Here is a 21,974-nt window from a genome sequence, read left to right on the forward strand (position 1 = left end):
AAATTGTTCTATAATTTTTATACAAGCTGTAATGATGAGAGACGCTGGCTAATATCTTTCAGAGCCATATCGAGCGTTTCCAACTCCTTATCTGTAAATCGACAAACTTTCCCGTGTATTTTATTCCCGTTTAAACGCTGGTAGAACCAAGAAGAAGATTTATTGAAATAGTCCTTTGACAATTTAGAAACAGATAAATAAGGCAACACCGGTCCCAATCGTTCCCGGATCGTCAATTGCTCTTTGATTTCGGCTACTTCCTGATGAACATTGTCAAAGTCATTTTGTACACCAACAGCAAGCAGCTCCACTTCCTGGTCAGTCATACTATCCATCAATTCTGTTATCTGCCGATCGATAGAGAAACGATCTACTTCGGCACTCTGTTTCCACAGTTCCTTCAATTCAAAAAAACGATTCACTTTGTCCATCTTACCACAATTTTTAGTTTATACGAAAAAGGTAACTCCCCCTCTGGCCATGAGAGGGAGCACCTTTCTGGTTAATAATACTTTCCAAGTTCTTTTAACTCTCGCTCCAATCGTCGGATTTCTTTATCAACCACCGCTTTCATGAATTTGCTTCTCGAAGTCAGTTCATGATACTTGCGGAGATAGAATAACAGATCTTTTTCAACCTCTTCTATCCGAGCTTTTAGCCCATCGTCACTATGTATAGAACGTTTGTCTTAACGACATTACAAAGATAACAAAAATATTATCAGCAACACAAAGGACTTTGATAATATTTTTCTTATCACATTTAATCATAAAAAAACGCCCGAAATATAACCTGCATAGGCATAAAAAATTATCCAAATGCCTATAAATTCTATAATCGGTGACAGTGATTATATAATCAGCGCCACCGATTATATAATCACCACCACTGATTTTATAATCACTGCCACTGATTACAGAATTTGCAGGCATTTGAGAAAAAATAATTCAGGATGAAAAAAGTTTTTTCACCCCATAGTAAAGAAATTGTTGCTGCAGAAATAGGTCAGTTGCCCTAATACAACTCTGTTTTTAATAAACAACAAGAAAATTATTACTACCTTTGCCCCATAATCATTTAGTATCAATTTATGTCACAATTATTTCCAACTAATCTGCCTTATAAAGTAGCAGATATGAGTTTGGCTGAATTCGGTCGTAAAGAAATCGAAATCGCCGAACACGAAATGCCGGGATTGATGGCGCTTCGCAAAAAGTACGCCGATCAGAAACCTCTGAAAGGGGCTCGTATCACCGGCTCACTGCACATGACGATTCAGACCGCAGTGTTAATCGAAACATTAGTTGCATTGGGAGCAGATGTCCGCTGGGCAAGCTGTAACATCTTCTCTACACAGGACCACGCTGCCGCAGCCATTGCTGCCGATGGTGTTCCCGTTTTCGCCTGGAAGGGTGAAACACTGGAAGAATACTGGTGGTGTACCGACATGGCGCTCCGTTTCCCCGACGGCAAAGGTCCGCACATGATTGTGGATGACGGTGGAGACGCATCCCTGCTGGTTCACATGGGCTACCGTGCAGAGAACGATGCTGAAACGATCAACGGTAAAGGTGGCAATCACGAAGAACAAGTCATCCTGGATACCTTGAACCGTATCCTGGCTGAAGACAATACCCGTTGGCACCGCACGATCGCCGAAATGAAAGGTGTTTCCGAAGAAACAACCACCGGCGTACACCGTCTGTACCAGATGATGGAAAAAGGCGAGCTGCTGGTTCCGGCCATCAATGTCAACGACTCCGTTACAAAGTCGAAATTCGACAACCTGTACGGTTGCCGCGAATCACTGGCCGACGGCATCAAGCGCGCTACCGACGTGATGATCGCCGGTAAGGTGGTTGTCGTTGCCGGATATGGTGACGTTGGCAAAGGCTGTGCCCACTCCATGCGTTCTTACGGAGCCCGTGTCCTGATCACGGAGATCGACCCGATCTGCGCCCTGCAAGCCGCTATGGAAGGTTTTGAAGTGACAACAATGGAAGAAGCCGTCAAGGAAGGTAACGTCTTCGTTACGACCACCGGTAACTGCGACATCATCACCATCGAACATATGGCCCAGATGAAAGACCAGGCCATCGTTTGCAACATCGGCCATTTCGACAACGAAATCCAAGTCGACAAATTGGTGAACTACCCGAACATCAAGCACACCAACATCAAACCGCAGGTTGACAAATATACGTTCCCGACAGGCAACTCCATCTTCCTTCTGGCAGAAGGCCGCTTAGTTAACTTGGGTTGCGCGACCGGCCATCCCTCTTTCGTAATGAGCAACTCCTTCACAAACCAGGTATTAGCCCAGATGGATTTGTGGACAATGCCTTACGAAGTAGGTGTCTACCGCCTGCCGAAACGCTTAGACGAAGAAGTTGCCCGCCTCCACCTGGAGCGCATCGGCGTCAAACTGTCCAAGCTGACACAGAAGCAAGCGGATTACATCGGCGTACCGGTCGAAGGGCCGTATAAGGCTGAACATTACAGATATTAATATACCTGAGGATGTGTTCAAAAGCATAGTGACTTTTGGCGCATCCTCATTTTTATTTTGTAGATATGCAAAAAAGACACGCTGACAGACAACTCTATTTCAACGAACAAAGTATTACGACACAAAAATATGTAATACCTTTCATTGAAAAGCATAAACCGATAACAGCTGATTCACACATCCTTGAAATCGGTTGTGGAGAAGGAGGGAACATAAAACCCTTTCTGGATCTCGGTTGCCAAGTAACAGGCATAGACATCAACGGAGGCCAGATTGCGATCGCAAAAGAAATCTACAGCACACACCCAAACAACAAAAACCTGACATTGATCTGCGAGGATATCTACAAAGTGACCGAACTGCACAACAAGTTCGACATTATCATCATCCGGGATGTGATAGAACACATCCCGAACCAAGAATTATTCTTGCCTTTTATAAAGAGGTTCTTAAATCTCCACGGCGTTATTTTCGTGGCTTTCCCTCCCTGGCAGAATCCGTTCGGAGGCCACCAGCAGGTTTGCGGCAATAAGTTCTTAAGCCATTTGCCTTGGTTTCACTTGCTGCCCCGCCCCGTGTATAAAAAAGTTTTGGAATGGGGGAACGTCAATCCCGGAGGACTTTTGGAAATCAAAGATACCGGCATTTCATTGGAACGTTTTCTCTCGATCGTCCACAAAGAGAAGTACCGGATAGAAGAAGAGGTCCTCTATTTCATCAATCCGAATTACGAAACAAAATTCAATCTCCACCCTCGAAGACTATGGAGATTCTTGAATATCCCGTATATCCGTAATTTCTATACTACCTGCGGATATTACATTTTAACTGACTGATTCAAATCGGAAGCGCTATGCATCAACCACCATAAACTATGGCTTGGGTGTTCTAAAATCACCCCCTTTCGGGAAAGTCGCTGGTTTCCGAAAGGGGACAGCTTATCGCTATCCGATCCACTTTCACTCCTAATGCTTCATCTTGACGCTCTCACAATCCATAAGCTGGAAAGATGAAATCAAAGCCTCCAGATAAAAGGCTAAAGTGAAATCTCACCCGGACAATAAAACAAAAGAGTATCTCTTTTTCTACAAACATAGATAACAATCGCGAATTTTTATCTATGTTTGCAGAAAAGGAAGAGAAGTATGAAAGTCGATTATCAATTGATGTTAAGCCAAATCAAGCAAAACGTGCATGAAGTCGATCCGACCGTGCAAGTTTGGCTGTACGGTTCCCGCGCCAAAGGGAACGCGAGGGAAGATTCGGACTGGGACATATTGGTTCTTTCTTCCAAAGACAAACTATCGGTTGAAGAAGAAGGCCGGGTACTTAACCGACAAAATAGCAAGCAGAAAACCAAAAAGGATTATCTTTGTGTAAATAATTATCTATCATATGGCATACTTATTCAAAATCAAGCTAAAAGGAATCACCAAACCACCGATATGGAGAAAGGTTTCCGTTCCTGAGAATTTTACATTCCTGCAATTTCATGAAGTGATACAAATCGTCTTCGGCTGGTACAATTACCATCTGTTTGAATTCAGGGAAAAAGAATACCAGGGTAATTTCCGTATTACAATTCCTTCCGAAGATGATTTCGATTTTGAGACTAAGACATACGATGCCTCAAAAACAAAACTATCGGGATTCTTTTCAGGAAACATGAAAAAACTTCTGTACATCTATGACTTCGGTGACGACTGGGTACACGAGATAACACTGGAATCCGTATCCGAAGAAAAATCCAACAAGGCTTATTGTATTTCCGGTAAAGGAACCTGTCCGCCGGAAGATTGTGGGGGTATATATGGTTACAAGCATTTGAAACAGGTATTCCAAGAAATGCCTGAAAGCGAAGAAGCACAAGAATTCAGAGAGTGGCTGGGGCTGGGGCTGGATGATGACGAGGATTGGAACCCCAATCTTTTCGATGCAGAAGAGAAAAAAGATATAAATGAAGATTTGCAAAACATTTGAATATGGCAACACCCCATTTGTCCCTTATCATCCCTGTCTACAACCGCCCAAACGAGGTAGAGGAGTTGTTGGACAGCCTTACGCGGCAGAGTGAAACAAACTTCGAAGTCGTCATCGTCGAAGACGGTTCGAAGGAGACCTGCCAGCATGTGGTCGAGGCTTTCAAGGATAGGTTGGATGTTTCCTATTTTTATATTCCGAACGGCGGTCCGGGTAATGCCCGCAACTACGGGGCGAAGCAGAGCAAAGGCGATTATCTGATCGTACTCGATTCGGATTGCATCCTGCCTCCCGGCTACATCAAATCGGTAAATAAAGAACTTCAGGAAACCGGTGCTGACGCTTTCGGAGGGCCTGACAGGGCTTCTGACAGTTTTACGGATGTTCAGAAGGCCATCAACTATTCCATGACTTCCTTCTTTACGACAGGCGGAATCCGTGGCGGCAAAAAGAAAATGGATAAGTTCTACCCCCGCAGCTTCAACATGGGGATCCGGAAAAGCACATACGAAGCGTTAGGCGGCTTCTCCCCCATGCGTTTCGGGGAAGATATCGATTTCAGTATCCGTCTGTTCAAGAACGGCTACAAAGTATGCCTGTTTCCCTCAGCTTGGGTCTATCACAAACGACGTACGGACTGGCGCAAGTTCTTCCGCCAGGTTTATAACTCCGGCATCGCCCGTATCAATCTGTATAAAAAATATCCGGACTCGCTTAAATTAGTGCATCTATTGCCGGCGGTCTTTACTTTAGGAGTATTCTTTTTCCTGATCGGAAGCCTCTTCTGCGTTTGGAGCTTACTACCGCTCGGACTTTTCAGCTTGCTGATCTTTGTGGATTCTTCGATTCAGAATAAAAGTATTAAAATCGGCTTCCTGTCGATTATCGCCTCCTTTATTCAGTTGTTAGGATATGGATGCGGATTCTTGGATGCCGTTTGGAACAGGCTGGTGCTAAAGAAAGAGGAGTTTTCGGCATTCCAAAAGACGTTCTACAAATAAAAAAATCTATACGTCCCCACTTTGTTTTATATACAGAATAAAAATATTCCAATTTTATCTTGTATACAAAACAAAAATACGCTAATTTTGTTTTATAGACAAAACACACAAGGATATGAACAAAGAGCTTATTAAAAACATAATAGTTGAATATCAAGAATTTGTATTCAACAAAACGTTTATGGAACGTCCTTTTGTATTAGAGGAGCATGCGAATTATGTATTTGTAGGGTTACGGCGTTCGGGCAAATCCCATTTGATGTATCAACAAATCCACCGGCTCATTAAAAATGGCCATACCATCGATGAGATCCTATACATAAATTTCGAAGACGATCGTCTTACCGGTCTGCTATTAGAAGACTTGGATACAATCAAACTTTCCTACGAAGAGCTTTATCCTTCTCGCCCCATATTCTTTTTGGATGAAATTCAAATCATCCCCCAATGGGAAAAATTTGTCCGGCGGTTGGCCGATATCGGCTATCAAATATATGTGACAGGCAGTAATGCCCAAATGCTGAGTAGTGAAATTGCCACAACATTAGGAGGACGTTTCTTGATTCAAGAAGTTTATCCCTATTCATTTGCAGAATATTTACAAGCCCAAAATATCCTTTTGGAAACGAACTGGATCTACAAGACAGCCATTCGTTCTGAGATCATTCGGCAATTCAATAACTATTTTTACGACGGAGCACTTCCGGAACTTTTACTTTTCAAAGACAAACGCTCGTGGTTGAGCAATTTGTACCAAAAAATATTTTTCGGAGATTTGATTGCCCGCTATACGGTACGAAATGTCAATGCCATGCGTCTGCTCATAAAAAAACTGGCCGAAAGCGTCAAACAGCCATCCTCCTATACGCGCCTTACACATATCATATCAACAACCGGAACTAAAGTCGGAACCCAAACCATTATCGACTACCTCAACTATGCAGAAGAATGCTGGCTTACATTCAGCATCAGCAACTATGCAACAAAATTCGTTGAAAAAGAATCGAACAAGAAATATTATTTCATCGATAACGGGTTGCTCAACCTTTTCTTGTTCGACCCGGAAACTTCTTTATTGGAAAACATGGTCGCCATCCAACTTCGGAAAAAATATAAAAAACAAGTCTATTTCTACAACCAAAACGTAGAAATAGACTTTTATATCCCGGAGGAAGCCTTAGGCATCCAAGTTTCTTATAGCCTGCACGACCCGGAAACAGAGAAAAGAGAATTAAATGCATTCCTCAAAATCTCCGGTCTCTTGAATTTGGATCGAATAATCATCATCACCAAAGATGAAAAAAGATCCATCCCGATAGCAGAAAATAAAAGTATTGAGGTAATACCTATCTGGGAATGGTTATTGGCCATTCCCTAAAATTTCACTCTTTACTCTTTTTCCAATATCCCCATCCCGACCAACCGATCGCAGCGATCAGTAATAACAGGATCAGGAACGAGCTGTAGGTTGAGACATAAGCAACCGTTACATAACCGGAAGGCCGGAACTCGAATACAATCGTATGTTCGCCTGCCGGCACACGCATACCACGCAAAATCCAGTCCGCACGGAAATGAGGCACTTCCTTGCCGTCGATCGTTGCCTTCCAACCCGGCTGGTAATAGACTTCGGAGAAGACTGCCAATTGTTCTTTATCCGCTTTACTCTTATAAGTCAGACGATTCGGACGGTATTCTTCCAACACGATCGTAGCAGTTGAATCTTTCTGCGGAACAAATCCTTCCAGATCCTTCTGGAAACGCTTGTCCACAACTGCCGTTTCCAGCGGATCGATCGTATTCAAGGCTTCTATCTCGGCATCCGCATTCTCCACCATATCCAGCTTATCCACAAACCAGGCATTCCCGAATGCATACGGATTTTTCAACGGCTGCTGTTCCGGGTTATAGATGATATAGCGGGTATTCAACATATTCAAGGAAGGACAAGCAGCCAGCGCGGACATCACATCCCCAGCCGTCTGTGCCTTCTGCAAAGCGCCGATAATTCCACGTAACTCACCGTCCAGCCGATGGTCGATCAACTCCTGGTAACGGCGCAACTTGACGGCATGATATCCCCCGATAGAATGATGATAGTAGGAAGTATTCGTTTCCTGCCACGGGTTATTGATGTTCAACACACGGAAAGTCGAACCCGTGTCCTGCAGGATTGCTTTATCGGCTACCGTTTCCTTATACATCTCCGCCGGTTGTTGCTTAACAAAATTGCTGTCATCCAGATAACGGCGGTCCACCGTCCAAAGATCAATCAAAATAAGGGCTGCCACACCTGCGCTCACGAAAGTCGCCGCAGTCTTCTTGTTCTTCGCTTTCCAGAACCAGACAAGCAGCCCGGCCCCCAGCAGGATGAAAACCAAAGAACGCAACGCATCGGCCGAAGCCAGCGAAGCACGGTCCATCAACAAGGCCGTGTAATACCACTCCGGAACCTGGTTCTGGAACTGTGCATCATAGGCAGACCGGAAATCCAACAGCAAGGAAGGCATCAGCCAAAGGACCACACAAAGGCCTCCGGTCAGCCCCAAAGCCCAAAGAAATCCTTTTTTCAAACGAGCCTCCTCCACTTTTTCAGCTAAAATCTCCCGCAATCCCCAAATGCCGACAATCGGAAATACCAATCCCGGTATCACCAACGCCATCTCGACCGTACGGAACTTATTGTACAAAGGCAGATAATGGAACATCAAGTCGTTGAAAGAATCGAAATTACGTCCCAACGCAAGGAATGTCAGGAACACCGATCCTGCCAACAGCCACCATTTCATCGGGTTCCGGATCACGAACATTCCCAGGACGAACAAGAAACAAACCAAAGCCCCGAAATAGACCGGCCCGGAAGTGAATATCTTATCTCCCCAATAGGTATAGGTTTGTACTTCTTTCCCCACCTGAGCCCCGTTTTTCTTCAACTCCTTGTATAACTCGGACGAACTGTCCAACGTGCCTCCCGAACCACCACCATATACGTTCGGTACGAGAACGGTCATCAACTCCTTCCAGCCGTAACTCCATTGAAAAGCATAATCCTTATCCAAACCGGTGGAAGCCTTCTCCACTTTTCCCGAAGCATCCGGTTTCGGCGTCAGCTCCGAAGCCCCACGGATGGAGTGCTGCCCCAAGTCCCAATTGGAATACATCCCCTGCGCATTAGGCAATACGGCCAATACGACACAGGCCGCCATAATCAGGGAAGTCTTCAACCATTCGCCATACGCTTTCTCCCGGATCTTTTTGATCGCATACCCTAAATAGATCAGCACGCAAAGCAGTACCAGATAATAGGTGATCTGGATATGCCCGTTCGCCAGCGACAAGGCTACCCCCAACAGAAACAAGACGGCTCCCCACAGATAGGATCGCCTGAAAAGCAAAGCCATACCGGCCAACGTCACCGGCATATAACCGATCACATAGGCTTTCACGATATGCCCCGCCTCGATAATAATGATATTATAGGATGCGAATGCAAAAGCGAACGCCCCGGCGATCGCGAGCCACCAGTTCACTCCCATGACACACATCAGCAGGTAAAAACATACCAACCCGACAAATACCATAGCCGCATCGCCATACCCCACCTTTTTCAACCAGCCATCCACAATCGAATAAGAGGGCATATTCGGTGCGGCCTGGCCATATCCTGCCACATACGGCATCCCACCGAACATCGCATCCGACCAGACACTGAACTCACCCGGCTGTGCCGTCTTGGCGTATTGATCCATTTGGCTATGTCCCATTCCGGCCGCCTTGATATTATCGCCTTGCATGATTACTTTCCCATCAAACACCGCCGGTGAAAAATAAACCATCACCAGCCCCAAAAACAAGATCAGGGCAACAACATGTTTCCCCCATTGCTTTAGCAAATCCTTCATATATGTCTCATTAAAATTCATACTATCAAACCCGCCCCTTCAGCCATTTAGCCGTATAAAAACGGACAGCGAACCACCCGTGGAGCAAAACCGTAACAAAAGTACCATAATATTTGCACATAATCGCATACTTCTCTCGCAAGGATGCTTTTCTTTGCGTCGTACTCGTCCCGCCGTCCAAGGTGAGATAACGTTTACTGTGCATTTACTGTGCATTTACTGTGCATTTACTGTGCATTTACTGTGCATTTACTGCAACACCATTTCATAATATTGTACCGGGTCATTCTTCCTTCCATACCGTCTCACCAAACCATATTCAATCAGTCGATTTAGCCTCAGCAAAACCGTACGTCTCGCTTTGCCCGTATACGCTTCCAACTCCAAACGAGTCACCTTTGCCTTACTACCCATATAGGTCAAAATAGCCCTCTCCAAATCATCAAGAGAGTTCCATATGTCCGTACTTACATTTGCTTCTGCACGCGCGGATTGGCGCATAGTACGCATCACAATATTATTCTTCAACACAAGTTTTACAGACTGCTCAGGTTCTGTGTATATGGGTTCATCCAGAAAAAGTTCTTTCATGTCCGAATAAATACGCTTTACTCCCTCATTTAACTCACGAACCCATCCAAAATCGGTCAACACACGAGCTATTCGAGGATTCCTTGAATAACGTGTAACTTGTATATTGCTGACAGTTACGATATTGGGCAATCTGCCAGGACTCAATATTTCCAATCGATCATCATACATCGTCACCTTTATGTAGCTTCCGCTCATACCATATTCCCGATGCGTAACAGCATTGACAATTCCCTCAAGCCACGCAAACTCCGGATATTCAGGAACTATTTGAAATTTACCGGTTCGTTGATCCAACGCCGTAAACTCCCTCAGTTGCGAACCTATAAATCTTTTGGCTTCATCTATAATCTTAACAATTGAACATTCAATATTGACATCCCTAATGATATTTATATTTGTCCCCACTTGGGCGGAATTGCCTTCATAACGGACAAAACGAACTCTGCAATTAGGATAAAACTGTTGGACATTTTGAGCAAACAAAAGGACAGCAGCATTCGTCAAATATTCTCTTCCTCCCAGCTTTTTAAGAAAACCACGGGCACGCAACACTTGCTCCGTCGACAGATGAGAGGCTTTAATATACCGCTTGTATTCCATGATACTATCGTTATCCAAATCAGACAACGACGCATCCATATTACATTCATCCTCATAATGGCGGGTACTTTTACTATACTCAAGATTCCGCAAATCCACGCCTTTCAGTTCTTTCGTCTTATCACCGATCCTCAGATAAGTCGAATCGTTTACCGTTCGTATGATCTGATCGATACTGGCATGAATATGTAAAAATAAAATCCTGTCTTGCTCTCCCTTATTATTAATGACATCCAAAAATTCATCATCATAAACCGGCATCGGCTTACAACAATCTTTAGGAGCATTCAAAAAATTATTGATTTTTTCTATGCCACAACTATTTATACCTTCTATTGTTTTGGTTTTATCGCTGATACCTATAGCAATAGTTCCACCTTCCGCATTCGCAAATGCAGAGATCAAATCTGCAATATCAGCCACTTTTATTTTTGCAGACTTCCTGTCAAAATGTTTATTTTCATCTTGAGAAGTCAAATAGTCCAAGGTCAGTATTGGATTTATTTCGGATCGTATCATACCGATAAATTAAAATTCATACTATCAAACCCGCCCCTTCAGCCATTTAGCCGTATAAAAACGGACAGCGAACCACCCGTGGAGCAAAACCGTAACAAAAGTACCATAATATTTGCACATAATCGCATACCTCTCTCGCAAGGATGCTTTTCTTTGCGTCGTACTCGTCCCGCCGTCCAAGAAGTCGGACAGGGTGAGATGCGTATTGTAATACGAACGGGCCTGCTTCATGCAACGGATACACCAGTCGAAATCGGCCGAATAGCGATACTGCAAATCATATAACGGAGCAACCGCACGTTTTGGTATGAACGACTGGTGGCAAACCAGCATTCCCATCCTGAAACTCTTCCACGAAAGCTTCCGCGGAGCCTTGAGACGGCGCAATCCCAACGACCGCCTTTCCTCATCGACAATATTCGTCTCTCCATAGATGATATCCGGCAAAGTCTTCCTCTTCTGCAGCTTGGAAACGACCGACTGGACCGTATCGGACGAACAGAGAGAATCACCGGCATTGATAAACCAGACATAATCTCCCGTCGCCTTTTGAAGCCCCTTGTTCATGGCATCGTATATCCCCTTGTCCGGCTCGCTCACCCAATAAGCAAGGCCCGATTCATACCGCTTGATAATATCCGCCGTCCCGTCCGTCGAACCGCCGTCTATCACGATATATTCGATATTCGGATAGGACTGGCTCAGCACGTTCAACAACGTCTGCTCCACCAGACGCACGGCATTATAGGTAATCGTTATGATTGAAAATGTAGGTTGTAACTGCATATAATTATAATTGTTTACACCACCACATTCCTCCCCAGCCGCACTGTCACGCGGGAGAGGCGGGATTTTTGTTTTGCGAGCAAAGATAACAAAGATATTCGGTCTTCACATGAAAGACAGCGAGATAAATCGTTTTAAGCATTACTACATCTATACCCGTAAAGGTATAATTATATTTATCCAATCCAATTTTATACCCTTTTGGGTACAATAATCAATTAATTCATTATATTTGTACCCAAAAGGGTATAAAATGGATAATCAGACAATAGCTGAATATGTAAAATATATGCGTAAGGAAACAGGGCTTACACAAGTAGATCTATCCGAAAAAGCAGGCGTAGGCTTACGTTTCGTACGCGAATTGGAACAAGGCAAGAAATCACTCCGGCTGGACAAAGTCAACCAAGTACTAAACCTGTTCGGAAGCGAAGTGGGCGTCGTTTCAATAGACCGGGATAAGTTATGAAGAAAGCAGAAATACATATCGGCGACCAATTGGCCGGCCTTCTAATTGAAGACGAAAACGGCTTCACATTCACCTATACTCCGGAATATATCTCCCAAGATCATCCGCAACCGGTCAGCCTGACACTTCCCATCACTCCCGAACCCTATACCGACACAATACTATTCCCATTCTTCGACGGACTAATCCCCGAAGGCTGGCTACTCGACATAGCCGAACAAAATTGGAAAATAAACGCCAGAGACAGGATGTCCCTTCTTCTGGCATGTTGCAAAGATTGTATCGGAAACATAAGTGTAATCGCTCAAAACGAGGAGGAGAAAGAATGAAAAGATGTTTATACTGCTATAAAGAATTGAATGACGAATCATCGGACTATCACCCCCGATGTTCCACGAAGATATACGGTTCCCCCATTCCCCCGATTCTTCCCTATGGAAAGAAAGATCTGATCAGGCTGGCAGAAAAGGTTATAAGAAGCCGAACTACGCTTACCGGAGTACAGCCCAAACTGTCTTTAGACATCGAAAAGGCAGAAAAATCATCCAAAAGATTCACCATTGTCGGTTTATGGGGACGTTATATCCTAAAGCCCCAGAGCCAACATTACGAGCAATTGCCGGAGTTGGAGGACTTGACTATGCATTTGGCGGAAATTGCCAAAATCAAAGTAGTCCCTCATTCCCTAATCCGCTTCCAGGACGGTGACCTGTGCTACATCACCAAACGCATCGACAGGGGAACAAAAGGCGAAAAATTTGCAATGGAAGACATGTGCCAATTAACAGGAAGATTGACGGAATACAAGTATAAAGGCTCGTATGAACAAATAGCCAAACACATCCTCAAATATTCATCCACCCCAAAATTAGACGTGGTCAATTTTTGGGAACAAGTCCTTTTTTCGTGGATAACAGGTAATTCGGACATGCATTTAAAGAACTTTTCCTTATATAGCAACAAGCCGGACATATATGTCCTGACACCAGCTTACGACCTGTTAGCCACTAAACTGGTCATCCCGGAGGATTCCGAAGAACTGGCTTTGACACTTGGCGGGAAGAAAAAGAAAATAAAAAAGACCGATTTCGTGACCGCCATGCAATCGACCGGACTAGAAGAGAAAATAATAAAAAATATCTTGGACAAATTCAGAAAAGCATCATCCGGATGGATGGACTTTATCGATCTCTCTTTTGTGAGGGAAGAAACAAAAGAGAGATATAAGAATCTGATCGATAGCCAGCTAAGCAAGCTCGCACAATAAAGTCACCATCCCAGCCGACTACACCACCACATTCCTCCCCAGCCGCACTGTCACGCGGGAGAGGCGGGATTTTTGTTTTGCGAGCAAAGATAACAAAGATATTCGGTCTTCACATGAAAGACAGCAAGATAAATCGCTCACGGTCTTCGCGATCTGGCGAAGCAGGCGGTGTTCGTAGGTTTCCAGCAAGGCCAGATGAAGGGAAGCGGTGATCTGACGGCGAAAAGAGACGAGGCCCGATCCATGCAGCAGGCTGTCCGGGTCCTCCCCGTAAGGAAGCTGCATCCGGCTCACTTCGAATACACAGGCCGGCTCCAGCAACGACCCGCAGGCTTTCGCCCGCTCCATCTCATGCAGCCGTTACATCAGCGAAGTCAACGGCGACAACCGCGAAGCCTACCGCATCTTGCTGGTGAAGCTCTGCCGACAAATCGAGAAGAATTCATAAATTATAAATCATGAAACTCCTTGAAACAGTACTCAACTTCCTCCTCACGCTCGCGCAAGTCATCTTTCCCCGCAAGCGAAAACCGTCTCCCAACGACCGTCCTTGTCCTTCTCCCCTGCCTCGTCCTCCTCTCCCTCTGGAAGGGGGAAACGGAAGTGACCTTAGCCTGCATCGGCGGGATTCTCTCCCTCCTGAAGGGCAACCGGCCGACTGGTTAGGAATATCCGGCTACACGCTAATCGTCTGCAGCAGGGTAGGAAGCATTTGCAAGTGGCTGCTGGGATGAAAAGTGAACACAAGGTGAACAAAGAGAAGAGCCGTGCTCCCGCACGGCTCTTCTTCATTTATCCACAGGAATATCCTCTATTCTTTCCATCTTTCGATCTTCGTAAGCATTCAGCAAACCGCGTATTATAGGCCAATATAGTTCTTCATACCTTTGTGCGCAAATTATAAAACGTGAAAGATATGAAGAACTTAACTTTAGATGAATTCAAAAAGATTCATGAGGATTGGAAATCTACTGGCCTTTCCATTCGCGACTATTGTGGTAATACAGGTTTTGAAGAAAGTAAATTCTACTATTGGCGTAAAAAGCTTACAGAGTCATTGTTACCGCAAAGCAATGGATTCGTACCGGTACAGATGAACCGTCAAAATGGAAAAATCACTATGGGCACCACCATCATTCCAGAAGTGAAGATGGAGAACAATGCCGCTTGTGAAATAGTATACCAAAATGGTGTGACCCTTCGAGTGAATAGCGACATGCCGCTTGAGATGCTCCGCTCCTTAATCCTTTTATGCCAGTAGTCTATGTTTAATCTAAATGACTCAAACCGATTCTTCCTATACCCATATCCCACGGATATGCGCAAAAGTTTCTATTCACTAAGTGGTATCGTAACCAATCACATGGGTATGGACGTTCAGGATGGAGATGCTTACATCTTCATCAATAAATCATTAACCGGTTTAAAGATCCTTCATGCTGAATATGGGGGCTTGGTTATCTATAATATGAAACTTGAGAGAGGAGCCTTTAAACTTCCCGAAATAGACTCGGATGATACAGCTACCTCAAGAAATATAAAGTGGTCTGACTTGATGATGATTGTGCAAGGAATATCAACTTCAGATGTTAAGCGATGCAGCCGTTGGAACCCTAAGAAATAGTAGTGTTTATTGTGACTTTTTGGCATCACAAAGCATGTGAAAATGCCTGATTTTCGTATCTTTACACCATAAATAAAGAACTAAAAGATGTCAGAAAACCCGAATCAACAAACCCTCATTGACCAGCTGCTTCGCGACCGCGATGCAGAATATCGTCGTGCTACTAAAGCAGAACAACAACTGAAGGAATTGAGCGATGCAAAGAAAATGAAGGCTACGTACGAGGCTAAGCTGGCAGAAAAAGAGGAAGCTCTCCAGAAACGAGATAAAACGATTGAAGATAAAGACAATCTTATCGCCCAACTGGAACAGAAACTTCTCTATCTGGAACGGAAGATGTGGGGAGCCATGTCGGAAAAACGACGAATCCCCGATGATCCGAATCAACTCAAACTTGACTTTGAACAACTTGAGATGACGCCTGAAGAGGAGGAAACCGCTCGAAAGGCCATTGAAGAGATTACCGACTACAAAAAAGTAACAGTCAAAGAGCACGAAAAGCGAGTCCCTGTTCGGCAGAAGTTACCTGAAAGCCTTCCTCGTGTAGAAGAACATATCTATCCTGATGGTTACAAAGGGCATGAAGATGAATGGGTACTGTTTGATGATACTGAGACATCTGAACACTTGGAGTTTAATCCTGCTGAATTATATGTTCGAGTGACTATCCGCCACAAAGGTATGCGCAAAGACACGAAGGAGATACTGACCGCTCCTGTACAGAATGAACCCATTGCCAAAAGTTACGCAAGCGCATCGCTACTTACAGACCTAATGGTTGGAAAATATGTAGATCATCTTCCTTTCTACAGGCAAGTCCAAATGTATAAGCGATTAGGGGTTAGCATACCTCCATCAACCATCGAATCCTGGTTCCATGATGTAGCAGATTTAATGCGGCCTGCTTATTATCGATTAAGAGAACTCGTTTTAGCCACAGATTACGTTCAGTCTGATGAAACTACAGTTCCGGTTATTAATAATGAGAAGCATCAAACGGTAAAAGGATACTTATGGTTGGTTCGGAGTGTAGTAAACAATTTGATTTTCTTCTCCTATAACGAAGGATCAAGAGGCCAAAAAGTGGTTATCCAACTCTTTAAAGATTATCAAGGAGCCATACAAACAGATGGTTACGCTGGATATAACATCTTGGAAAAGTTTAAAGGTATCACCACCCTGTGCTGTTGGGCGCATGCCAGACGCTATTTTGACAGAGCATTAACCCATGATAAGGCTAGAGCAGAACATGCGTTAGCCCAAATCGGCATGCTCTATGATGTAGAACGAATGGCTGACGATCAAAATATGGATACCATCCAACGCATGGAGTTACGCAAACGACTCGCTTATCCCATTATACGTGCTTTTGAAAAATGGTGTATATGTGAACAGAACAATGTGCTTTCCAAGAGCCCTATAGGAAAAGCCATCGGCTACTTCTTGAATTACTCACGTCAGCTGGTGCGTTATACCATGGATGGTCGATATCTGCCCGATAATAATCTCATCGAAAATAGTGTACGCCCGGTAGCTTTGGGCCGCAAGAACTATCTCTTCTGCGGCAATCATGAAGCAGCTGAAGATGCTGCTGTGATTTACTCTCTGATGGGATGCTGCAAAGCGGTAGGCGTAGACTTCAAAGAGTGGATGAACTACTTCCTTAACCACGTTCATGAGTATGATAATGATTACTCAAAGGACTTGGCCGAGTTGCTTCCTCACTCGCTCAAAGAGCGTGCAATCATTTAAGAATCTCCTAAAAAGTAAGAGATGTCTCTTAAAAACTGGAACTTTTTCAGAGAAAAGTCGGAATTCTTAAGAGACATCTCAATATCTTTAAAGACCGTCGTGAGACGGGGTTTACCGAATGCTTACGATATTTCCCCCGTTTTGGCTGTCAAACCGTATTTTAGGGGGAATACCTAAAGATACAAAAAAGCCAACTAATTCGCAATACTTTTAGTATGAATTAGTTGGCTAATTTTATAGGATTTACTGAATATCCCTAATTACTTTCTACAAATTCAAGTAAAATAAAAAATCTGGATATACTTCCGCAATTTGTATCATAGTCATATTCTGTTTCCTGCGAATTTACATATAGTTTTCCAATTAAAAAAACATTAGTTACATCCTGCAGTCTTATTCTCTTTCAGCAACTTTTCGTATAAAGTCATATACTGTCCAGCAACCACTTCCTCCGTATAATTCTCCTGTACTTTCTTCACACAAGCATCCGAAAGAGTCAGCCGATCTTCATGCTCCAAAACCCATTGGATACCGTTAGCAAGGTCGCTGGCATCCTTATAACTGGCTACATAGCCGTTTATTTTATGATCAATAATATCAGTCTGTCCACTATTGTTAAAACTGACAGCAGGACAACCACATGCCATTGCTTCTATAATCGTCTGACCAAACGTTTCATAAAAAGAAGGGACAACTGTAACATCCGCAGCCGAATACAACTCTGCAATTTGATTATTATCACTTAACAGGCCCAAAGACAAATAAGGGACAGTCAAGTGATCAAAAAAAGGTTTATCGTTTTTAATCGCTCCAAATAATACTAACAAAATATCATTTCGAGCACATGATAAAATATTTAAAGCATCTTTTAGGAACTCAAAACCTTTAATCGGGTCATCAAGTCGAGCAGCTCCCATTAATACAATTTTCTTATCCAATGGGAAAGAAAATTTTTTACGTATTTCTATTTGTTCTTTTTTAAAGAAAACAGAAACATCAATCGCATTAGGTATAACTACAACTTCCAAATCCTTGGTTAAAGAACTTTTCTTTGCTTGTTCAGCTAACCAAGAACTCACAGCGACCAATTGAATGTCGGATGCTTTAAGAAAGCCTTTCTTCTTCCAAACATAATATGACAAATCATGCAGGTTATTTGATTTTAGGAAGGGGCACTTTCCACATTCATGATAAAAACGTTCACACCCCCAAGCATGATGACAAATACCTGTACAAGGCCACATATCATGCATAGTCCACACGATAGGCTTGTTCAGTTTCACCAATTCTTCTATATCCTTTAATGAAAGAAAGCCCTGATTAATCCAATGAAGATGAATAATATCAGCATCTTTTACCGAAGGATGCCCGGACAGATCTGTTCCGGTATTGGCGATGGAAACCGCAAACAGATTCTTACGATTTAAATGGTTACATAAAAAAATAATCAACCGCTCCCAATAAAATCGGAAACGGTTCAACCAGGTATCATCGCGGACAAGCTTCTCAACCAATATCCCGACACGTTCTAATGCTTTACCTAAACGCCCGGCAGCTACGGCTGCGCCGCCGGTACGTTCGGATGTGTTTAAGATGACAATTTTCATTCTCTTATTCAACAATAGTCCTTCCTTTTATTTGTTCTAACTGTTCTATAAACATCACACTCTTCTAAATTTATGTCTAAAACAACCACACCTTCCTACTTAGCAAGATAAGGTCTACAAGCCTCTCCATTCACGATTGGAACCTTTTAAATAAGCGTCATAATCAACACCATTAACAAGCCTTGTACGAGTTTCATCATAACAGTCATTCACTACGCTTTTCGTACTGTCATAATAAAATGTATGAATCCCTGTCAAATCCAAAATCGTATGAATTATATCATCTGTCATATAAGGCCTGTCTAAGGATTTTACTATCCTGGAAGATAATCCAGGATAGCGATTCTTTAAAGAATCGGAAACATAAACCAACATCGGGATCTCCAACATATACCGTGTCACTTTATCCGGATATCTTCCTGCAAAATTTCTAAAATCATAAACCTCTTCCCCATGATCCGAAACATATATAATCAAAGACTCCTCTTCCTGAAAAAAACGAATGATAGAAGAAACAATATAATCATTGTATAATACGGAGTTGTCATATTCAGCAATACATTGCTTTTGTTCTTCTGTTTTGCCTTTTATTTCATTTTTTGCAGAAAAAACAGAGTATTCAGAAGGATATCGTTTCTTATAAGTAAAATGGGATCCCCAAAGATGCACTACTACGAAACGCATATTATCAGATGGATTGATAGAATCTTTCAATATCGGCAACAGCTGCTCATCATACAATCCATCTTTCAGTTCTTCAGCGACCTCCTTGTCCCTATACACAACCACATCGCAAATATCATCACTCAAAAGAGGCGTTGTTTGATTGGAAATCCAATAAGTCCTATAACCAGCCGCTTTCATTATATCCGGCAAAAGCCCTTTCTGATACCATAACCCGCTTGAAGACGGATCATTCCCAGCAAAAGAGAACATATTATTGATCGATATGAATGTTGAAGGTGAAGAACTGATGACATCCTCATATTTGAAAATATTTCCTCTCAATAAATCCAAAGCTGGAGTAGTCTTCAAAGGATAACCATATAGGCTCATGTGGTCTCTGTTCAACGATTCCCCTATGACAAAGACTACATTCTTTATTTTGTCACCCTCCTTAGTAAGCCGGACTACATGAGATTTCCTATATTCATTTATGGTTTTCTGCTCCCGAATTCCATCTACAACCCCCTTACCTGAAACCAAAAGGCGATGAATCGGCGTGATGGTCTTGTAGAACGTAAAAGGAGAAAACATACGATAGCAGAATAAAAATATCCCTCCCATTACAGATAAAGACAAAAAAAGATTCAAATATGGAATTTTAAGCAATAGTTTCTGAATTGGCCTTTTCTTCATTAAAACGTATATATATCCTCCACTCAATATCAACACCAATAACAAAACCAGTAGAACCTCACTCCCCCAAAACGATTCTATAAAATTGGCAGCTTCTTGCTGATCAGTTCTATAAACAAGATTGAGTAACGGAACACTATAAGTCGACTTGAAATCCAAAACTAAAAACAATTCACTCACTGTGACTAAATAAAAAAATATCAACACCACATTCCGTACAAACTTCTCTAAACGGAATAAATTAAAAAAAACAACAATCACCAACGACAACAAAAAAGAGTTTAAGCAAATTTGTAACATCTTAAATATTAGAGATACTCCACTTACAGTGTATAATACATAGCAACAACTTGGAAGTATGTTCAAGAAGAACAGAATGAAAATTATGTAAAAATTGGCTATAAAAAATTTTCGAATACGTCGCATACACATGGCTTTATACTAAATTTCAACTAATTGCTACATAATACAGCAATATTTTTTATATGTTTTTCAAAAGAAAAGTAGATACGAAATGAATATATTCGTCATATCAGAATTTTTGAATTCAACAATTTGTTTTTTGTTCAATTGCCCCAAGCTGTCTAACAAAAGACTTCATAAATGAATCGAAAGTAAAAGGAATTTCATTAATAAATCTATTTTCTCAAAACATTCTTCCACAAATAACGAATTTTTTCATTACTCTTTAAACGCAGATAGATATCTTGCTTTATCTTTTGCAAATAAACACAGAAATAATCCCAAGAATAATTTAAATACAAAATCTGTCGATACAGTTTTATAGCACTTCCTCCAAAACGATACTTATATTCACAGTTTCCCCATAAAAAATGAAACGTGTCCATTTTTGAATCTATTTCAGAATTTATTGTTTCTAACAAACATAATTGTCCTATATTATATTTATTATAAGCATTATCATGTGCAAGAATTTGTAGATAAAAATCCTGTCCTACCTCATAACCAAGAGTACCTGCAACCGGTTTATCATCCAAATACATCATACATATTTTACCATAATATCGAATATATTTTTTTATATGCTTTTCATAATCATCATCAATTCCTGAAATTTGTCCTTTACTCTGAATTCGCTCACGATTAAATTGAACGATCTGGTGAACTAAACAATCTGAACATTCTTCTTTATGATAAAAAATAAATTGGATATCAGAGAACTCTTTTTTTACTTTTGTTTTATAATATTTAAGATGTTTTTTGGTCTGCTTTCCAAAAGAATTAAAATATAAATCTTTTGTTGTAGGTAATCTTAAAATAATATCTTCTATATTTGCAAAAATGATATTCGGCATTGCAATTTGCAATGCCGAATACTGAGTGCTCAGTATTATCTTTTTTACTATATGTTTTTTCGTAATATACTCAATAATAGTTTTTCCTTCATTATCAGAAAATGATGAAAATGCATTCAGTATTTCACAAATACGATCCTGTATTTTATAAATAATAACATCCAAACAACAAGAATCATTCCAAACTTCTATACCATAAAAATCATATCCTACGACAGTATGATAAACTTGAATATAAGGAATTGTATACAAAAAATTGTGATATAATCGAACCAATTTTTCATTACAAACTTCTGTGAAAACATCTATTTCTTTTATCGTATAGTTCTGATACTCCATATTTATGTTACAATTATCTATTCAAAAAATAGGATCTATACATTTTTCTAAAACGGCTTACAGTTCTTATCTTCAAACTAGGACGAGAAGCTATAAAAAAATGTTCATATATAGCTCTAACTTCTAAATTTTCCTCAACTAAGAGATCTACAACAGGAATTTCAGTCTCAGATAATTCAACATCTAACCATTTATCAGAGGAATCTTCACCTTCATCAAAAGAACTTGTATATAATAAAGCCAACGGCTAAACGTACTTTTGCCGCAGCCATTAATCCCCGATAACACCGTAATACCATTAATATCCACACTGGCACATCGGATAGCTTGATAATTTTCTATAGTGAAAT

22 protein-coding genes and 2 pseudogenes are annotated in these 21,974 nt (G+C 41.8%); 14 read left to right on the forward strand and 10 right to left on the reverse strand.

The features are described from left to right. Positions 1-17 precede the first annotated feature (17 nt). Positions 18-431 (reverse strand): DUF5053 domain-containing protein, encoded by a 414-nt coding sequence (locus ACPYIV_RS14385; RefSeq protein WP_293732974.1) that lies wholly within the window; start codon positions 429-431, stop codon positions 18-20. Between the two features lie 659 nt (positions 432-1,090). Here ACPYIV_RS14385 and ahcY point away from each other — a divergent pair. From ahcY to ACPYIV_RS14415, 6 genes are all read left to right on the forward strand, one after another. Beyond that, the gene (gene ahcY / locus ACPYIV_RS14390) at positions 1,091-2,509 is read left to right on the forward strand and encodes an adenosylhomocysteinase (RefSeq protein ID WP_425883645.1); all 1,419 of its coding nucleotides are present in this window, start codon (positions 1,091-1,093) and stop codon (positions 2,507-2,509) included. A gap of 65 nt (positions 2,510-2,574) precedes the next feature. Continuing rightward, positions 2,575-3,345, forward strand: a complete 771-nt coding sequence (locus ACPYIV_RS14395) for a class I SAM-dependent methyltransferase (protein WP_293732975.1) — start codon at positions 2,575-2,577, stop codon at positions 3,343-3,345. A 309-nt stretch (positions 3,346-3,654) separates the two neighbouring features. After that, complete coding sequence (locus ACPYIV_RS14400) at positions 3,655-3,978, forward strand: nucleotidyltransferase domain-containing protein (RefSeq protein WP_293732976.1); 324 nt, start codon at positions 3,655-3,657, stop codon at positions 3,976-3,978. Then, positions 3,905-4,489, forward strand: coding sequence for a plasmid pRiA4b ORF-3 family protein (locus ACPYIV_RS14405; protein WP_293732977.1), 585 nt, complete (start codon positions 3,905-3,907; stop codon positions 4,487-4,489). The genes ACPYIV_RS14400 and ACPYIV_RS14405 overlap by 74 nt, the downstream gene beginning before the upstream one ends. A 2-nt stretch (positions 4,490-4,491) precedes the next feature. Beyond that, entirely contained in the window at positions 4,492-5,490 is a 999-nt protein-coding gene (locus ACPYIV_RS14410) for a glycosyltransferase (RefSeq protein ID WP_425883648.1), read from the forward strand. A gap of 115 nt (positions 5,491-5,605) precedes the next feature. After that, positions 5,606-6,868, forward strand: coding sequence for an ATP-binding protein (locus tag ACPYIV_RS14415; RefSeq protein ID WP_425883650.1), 1,263 nt, complete (start codon positions 5,606-5,608; stop codon positions 6,866-6,868). A 4-nt stretch (positions 6,869-6,872) separates the two neighbouring features. Here the strand turns inward: ACPYIV_RS14415 and ACPYIV_RS14420 are convergent, their stop codons facing one another. The 4 genes and pseudogenes from ACPYIV_RS14420 to ACPYIV_RS14435 form a co-directional block, all read right to left on the reverse strand. After that, a complete protein-coding gene (locus tag ACPYIV_RS14420) occupies positions 6,873-9,392 on the reverse strand; it encodes a YfhO family protein (protein ID WP_425883652.1) in 2,520 nt (839 codons plus the stop codon). A gap of 25 nt (positions 9,393-9,417) precedes the next feature. Then, positions 9,418-9,573 (reverse strand): annotated as a pseudogene (locus ACPYIV_RS14425) (glycosyltransferase); the annotation flags it as partial. 68 nt (positions 9,574-9,641) lie between these two features. Then, the gene (locus ACPYIV_RS14430) at positions 9,642-11,105 is read right to left on the reverse strand and encodes an ATP-binding protein (RefSeq protein WP_425883654.1); all 1,464 of its coding nucleotides are present in this window, start codon (positions 11,103-11,105) and stop codon (positions 9,642-9,644) included. A 24-nt stretch (positions 11,106-11,129) separates the two neighbouring features. Beyond that, positions 11,130-11,891, reverse strand: a complete 762-nt coding sequence (locus tag ACPYIV_RS14435) for a glycosyltransferase family 2 protein (protein ID WP_425883656.1) — start codon at positions 11,889-11,891, stop codon at positions 11,130-11,132. Positions 11,892-12,144: 253 nt separating this feature from the next. On the opposite strand from ACPYIV_RS14435, the gene ACPYIV_RS14440 reads away from it, so the two are divergent. Genes ACPYIV_RS14440 through ACPYIV_RS14450 form a run of 3 tightly spaced genes read left to right on the forward strand, consistent with a single transcriptional unit; the run spans position 12,145 to position 13,627 of the window. Continuing rightward, complete coding sequence (locus ACPYIV_RS14440) at positions 12,145-12,360, forward strand: helix-turn-helix transcriptional regulator (protein WP_293739933.1); 216 nt, start codon at positions 12,145-12,147, stop codon at positions 12,358-12,360. Then, complete coding sequence (locus ACPYIV_RS14445; protein ID WP_293739932.1) at positions 12,357-12,689, forward strand: HipA N-terminal domain-containing protein; 333 nt, start codon at positions 12,357-12,359, stop codon at positions 12,687-12,689. The genes ACPYIV_RS14440 and ACPYIV_RS14445 overlap by 4 nt, the downstream gene beginning before the upstream one ends. Further along, positions 12,686-13,627, forward strand: coding sequence for a HipA domain-containing protein (locus tag ACPYIV_RS14450; protein WP_301703948.1), 942 nt, complete (start codon positions 12,686-12,688; stop codon positions 13,625-13,627). Before ACPYIV_RS14445 ends, ACPYIV_RS14450 begins: the two co-directional genes overlap by 4 nt. A gap of 18 nt (positions 13,628-13,645) precedes the next feature. On the opposite strand, the gene ACPYIV_RS14455 is transcribed toward ACPYIV_RS14450, so the two are convergent. Next, on the reverse strand, positions 13,646-13,975 hold the full coding sequence (locus ACPYIV_RS14455) for a hypothetical protein (protein WP_293734967.1): 330 nt from the start codon (positions 13,973-13,975) through the stop codon (positions 13,646-13,648). On the opposite strand from ACPYIV_RS14455, the pseudogene ACPYIV_RS14460 reads away from it, so the two are divergent. The 5 genes and pseudogenes from ACPYIV_RS14460 to tnpC all read left to right on the forward strand — a co-directional run. After that, a pseudogene (locus ACPYIV_RS14460) lies at positions 13,935-14,075 on the forward strand (glucosaminidase); the annotation flags it as partial. The gene ACPYIV_RS14455 and the pseudogene ACPYIV_RS14460 overlap by 41 nt on opposite strands. A 10-nt stretch (positions 14,076-14,085) precedes the next feature. Continuing rightward, positions 14,086-14,361 (forward strand): hypothetical protein, encoded by a 276-nt coding sequence (locus ACPYIV_RS14465; RefSeq protein WP_425883660.1) that lies wholly within the window; start codon positions 14,086-14,088, stop codon positions 14,359-14,361. Between the two features lie 182 nt (positions 14,362-14,543). After that, positions 14,544-14,888 (forward strand): IS66 family insertion sequence element accessory protein TnpA, encoded by a 345-nt coding sequence (gene tnpA / locus ACPYIV_RS14470; protein WP_301424079.1) that lies wholly within the window; start codon positions 14,544-14,546, stop codon positions 14,886-14,888. Positions 14,889-14,945: 57 nt separating this feature from the next. Continuing rightward, complete coding sequence (gene tnpB, locus ACPYIV_RS14475; RefSeq protein WP_425883662.1) at positions 14,946-15,251, forward strand: IS66 family insertion sequence element accessory protein TnpB; 306 nt, start codon at positions 14,946-14,948, stop codon at positions 15,249-15,251. 87 nt (positions 15,252-15,338) lie between these two features. Beyond that, the gene (gene tnpC / locus ACPYIV_RS14480) at positions 15,339-17,003 is read left to right on the forward strand and encodes an IS66 family transposase (protein ID WP_425883664.1); all 1,665 of its coding nucleotides are present in this window, start codon (positions 15,339-15,341) and stop codon (positions 17,001-17,003) included. Between the two features lie 374 nt (positions 17,004-17,377). Here tnpC and ACPYIV_RS14485 read toward each other — a convergent pair whose 3' ends face one another. The 4 genes from ACPYIV_RS14485 to ACPYIV_RS14500 all read right to left on the reverse strand — a co-directional run bounded on the left by ACPYIV_RS14485 (position 17,378) and on the right by ACPYIV_RS14500 (position 21,868). Continuing rightward, positions 17,378-18,610, reverse strand: a complete 1,233-nt coding sequence (locus ACPYIV_RS14485) for a glycosyltransferase (protein WP_425883666.1) — start codon at positions 18,608-18,610, stop codon at positions 17,378-17,380. A gap of 114 nt (positions 18,611-18,724) precedes the next feature. Then, on the reverse strand, positions 18,725-20,149 hold the full coding sequence (locus ACPYIV_RS14490) for a phosphoethanolamine transferase (RefSeq protein WP_425883668.1): 1,425 nt from the start codon (positions 20,147-20,149) through the stop codon (positions 18,725-18,727). Positions 20,150-20,607: 458 nt separating this feature from the next. Further along, complete coding sequence (locus ACPYIV_RS14495; RefSeq protein WP_425883670.1) at positions 20,608-21,624, reverse strand: GNAT family N-acetyltransferase; 1,017 nt, start codon at positions 21,622-21,624, stop codon at positions 20,608-20,610. A 13-nt stretch (positions 21,625-21,637) separates the two neighbouring features. Further along, positions 21,638-21,868, reverse strand: coding sequence for a hypothetical protein (locus tag ACPYIV_RS14500; protein ID WP_425883672.1), 231 nt, complete (start codon positions 21,866-21,868; stop codon positions 21,638-21,640). Between the last annotated feature and the right edge of the window lie 106 nt (positions 21,869-21,974).

The organism is Parabacteroides vesiculifaciens (assembly GCF_049860805.1).
Taxonomy (GTDB): Bacteria; Bacteroidota; Bacteroidia; order Bacteroidales; family Tannerellaceae; genus Parabacteroides.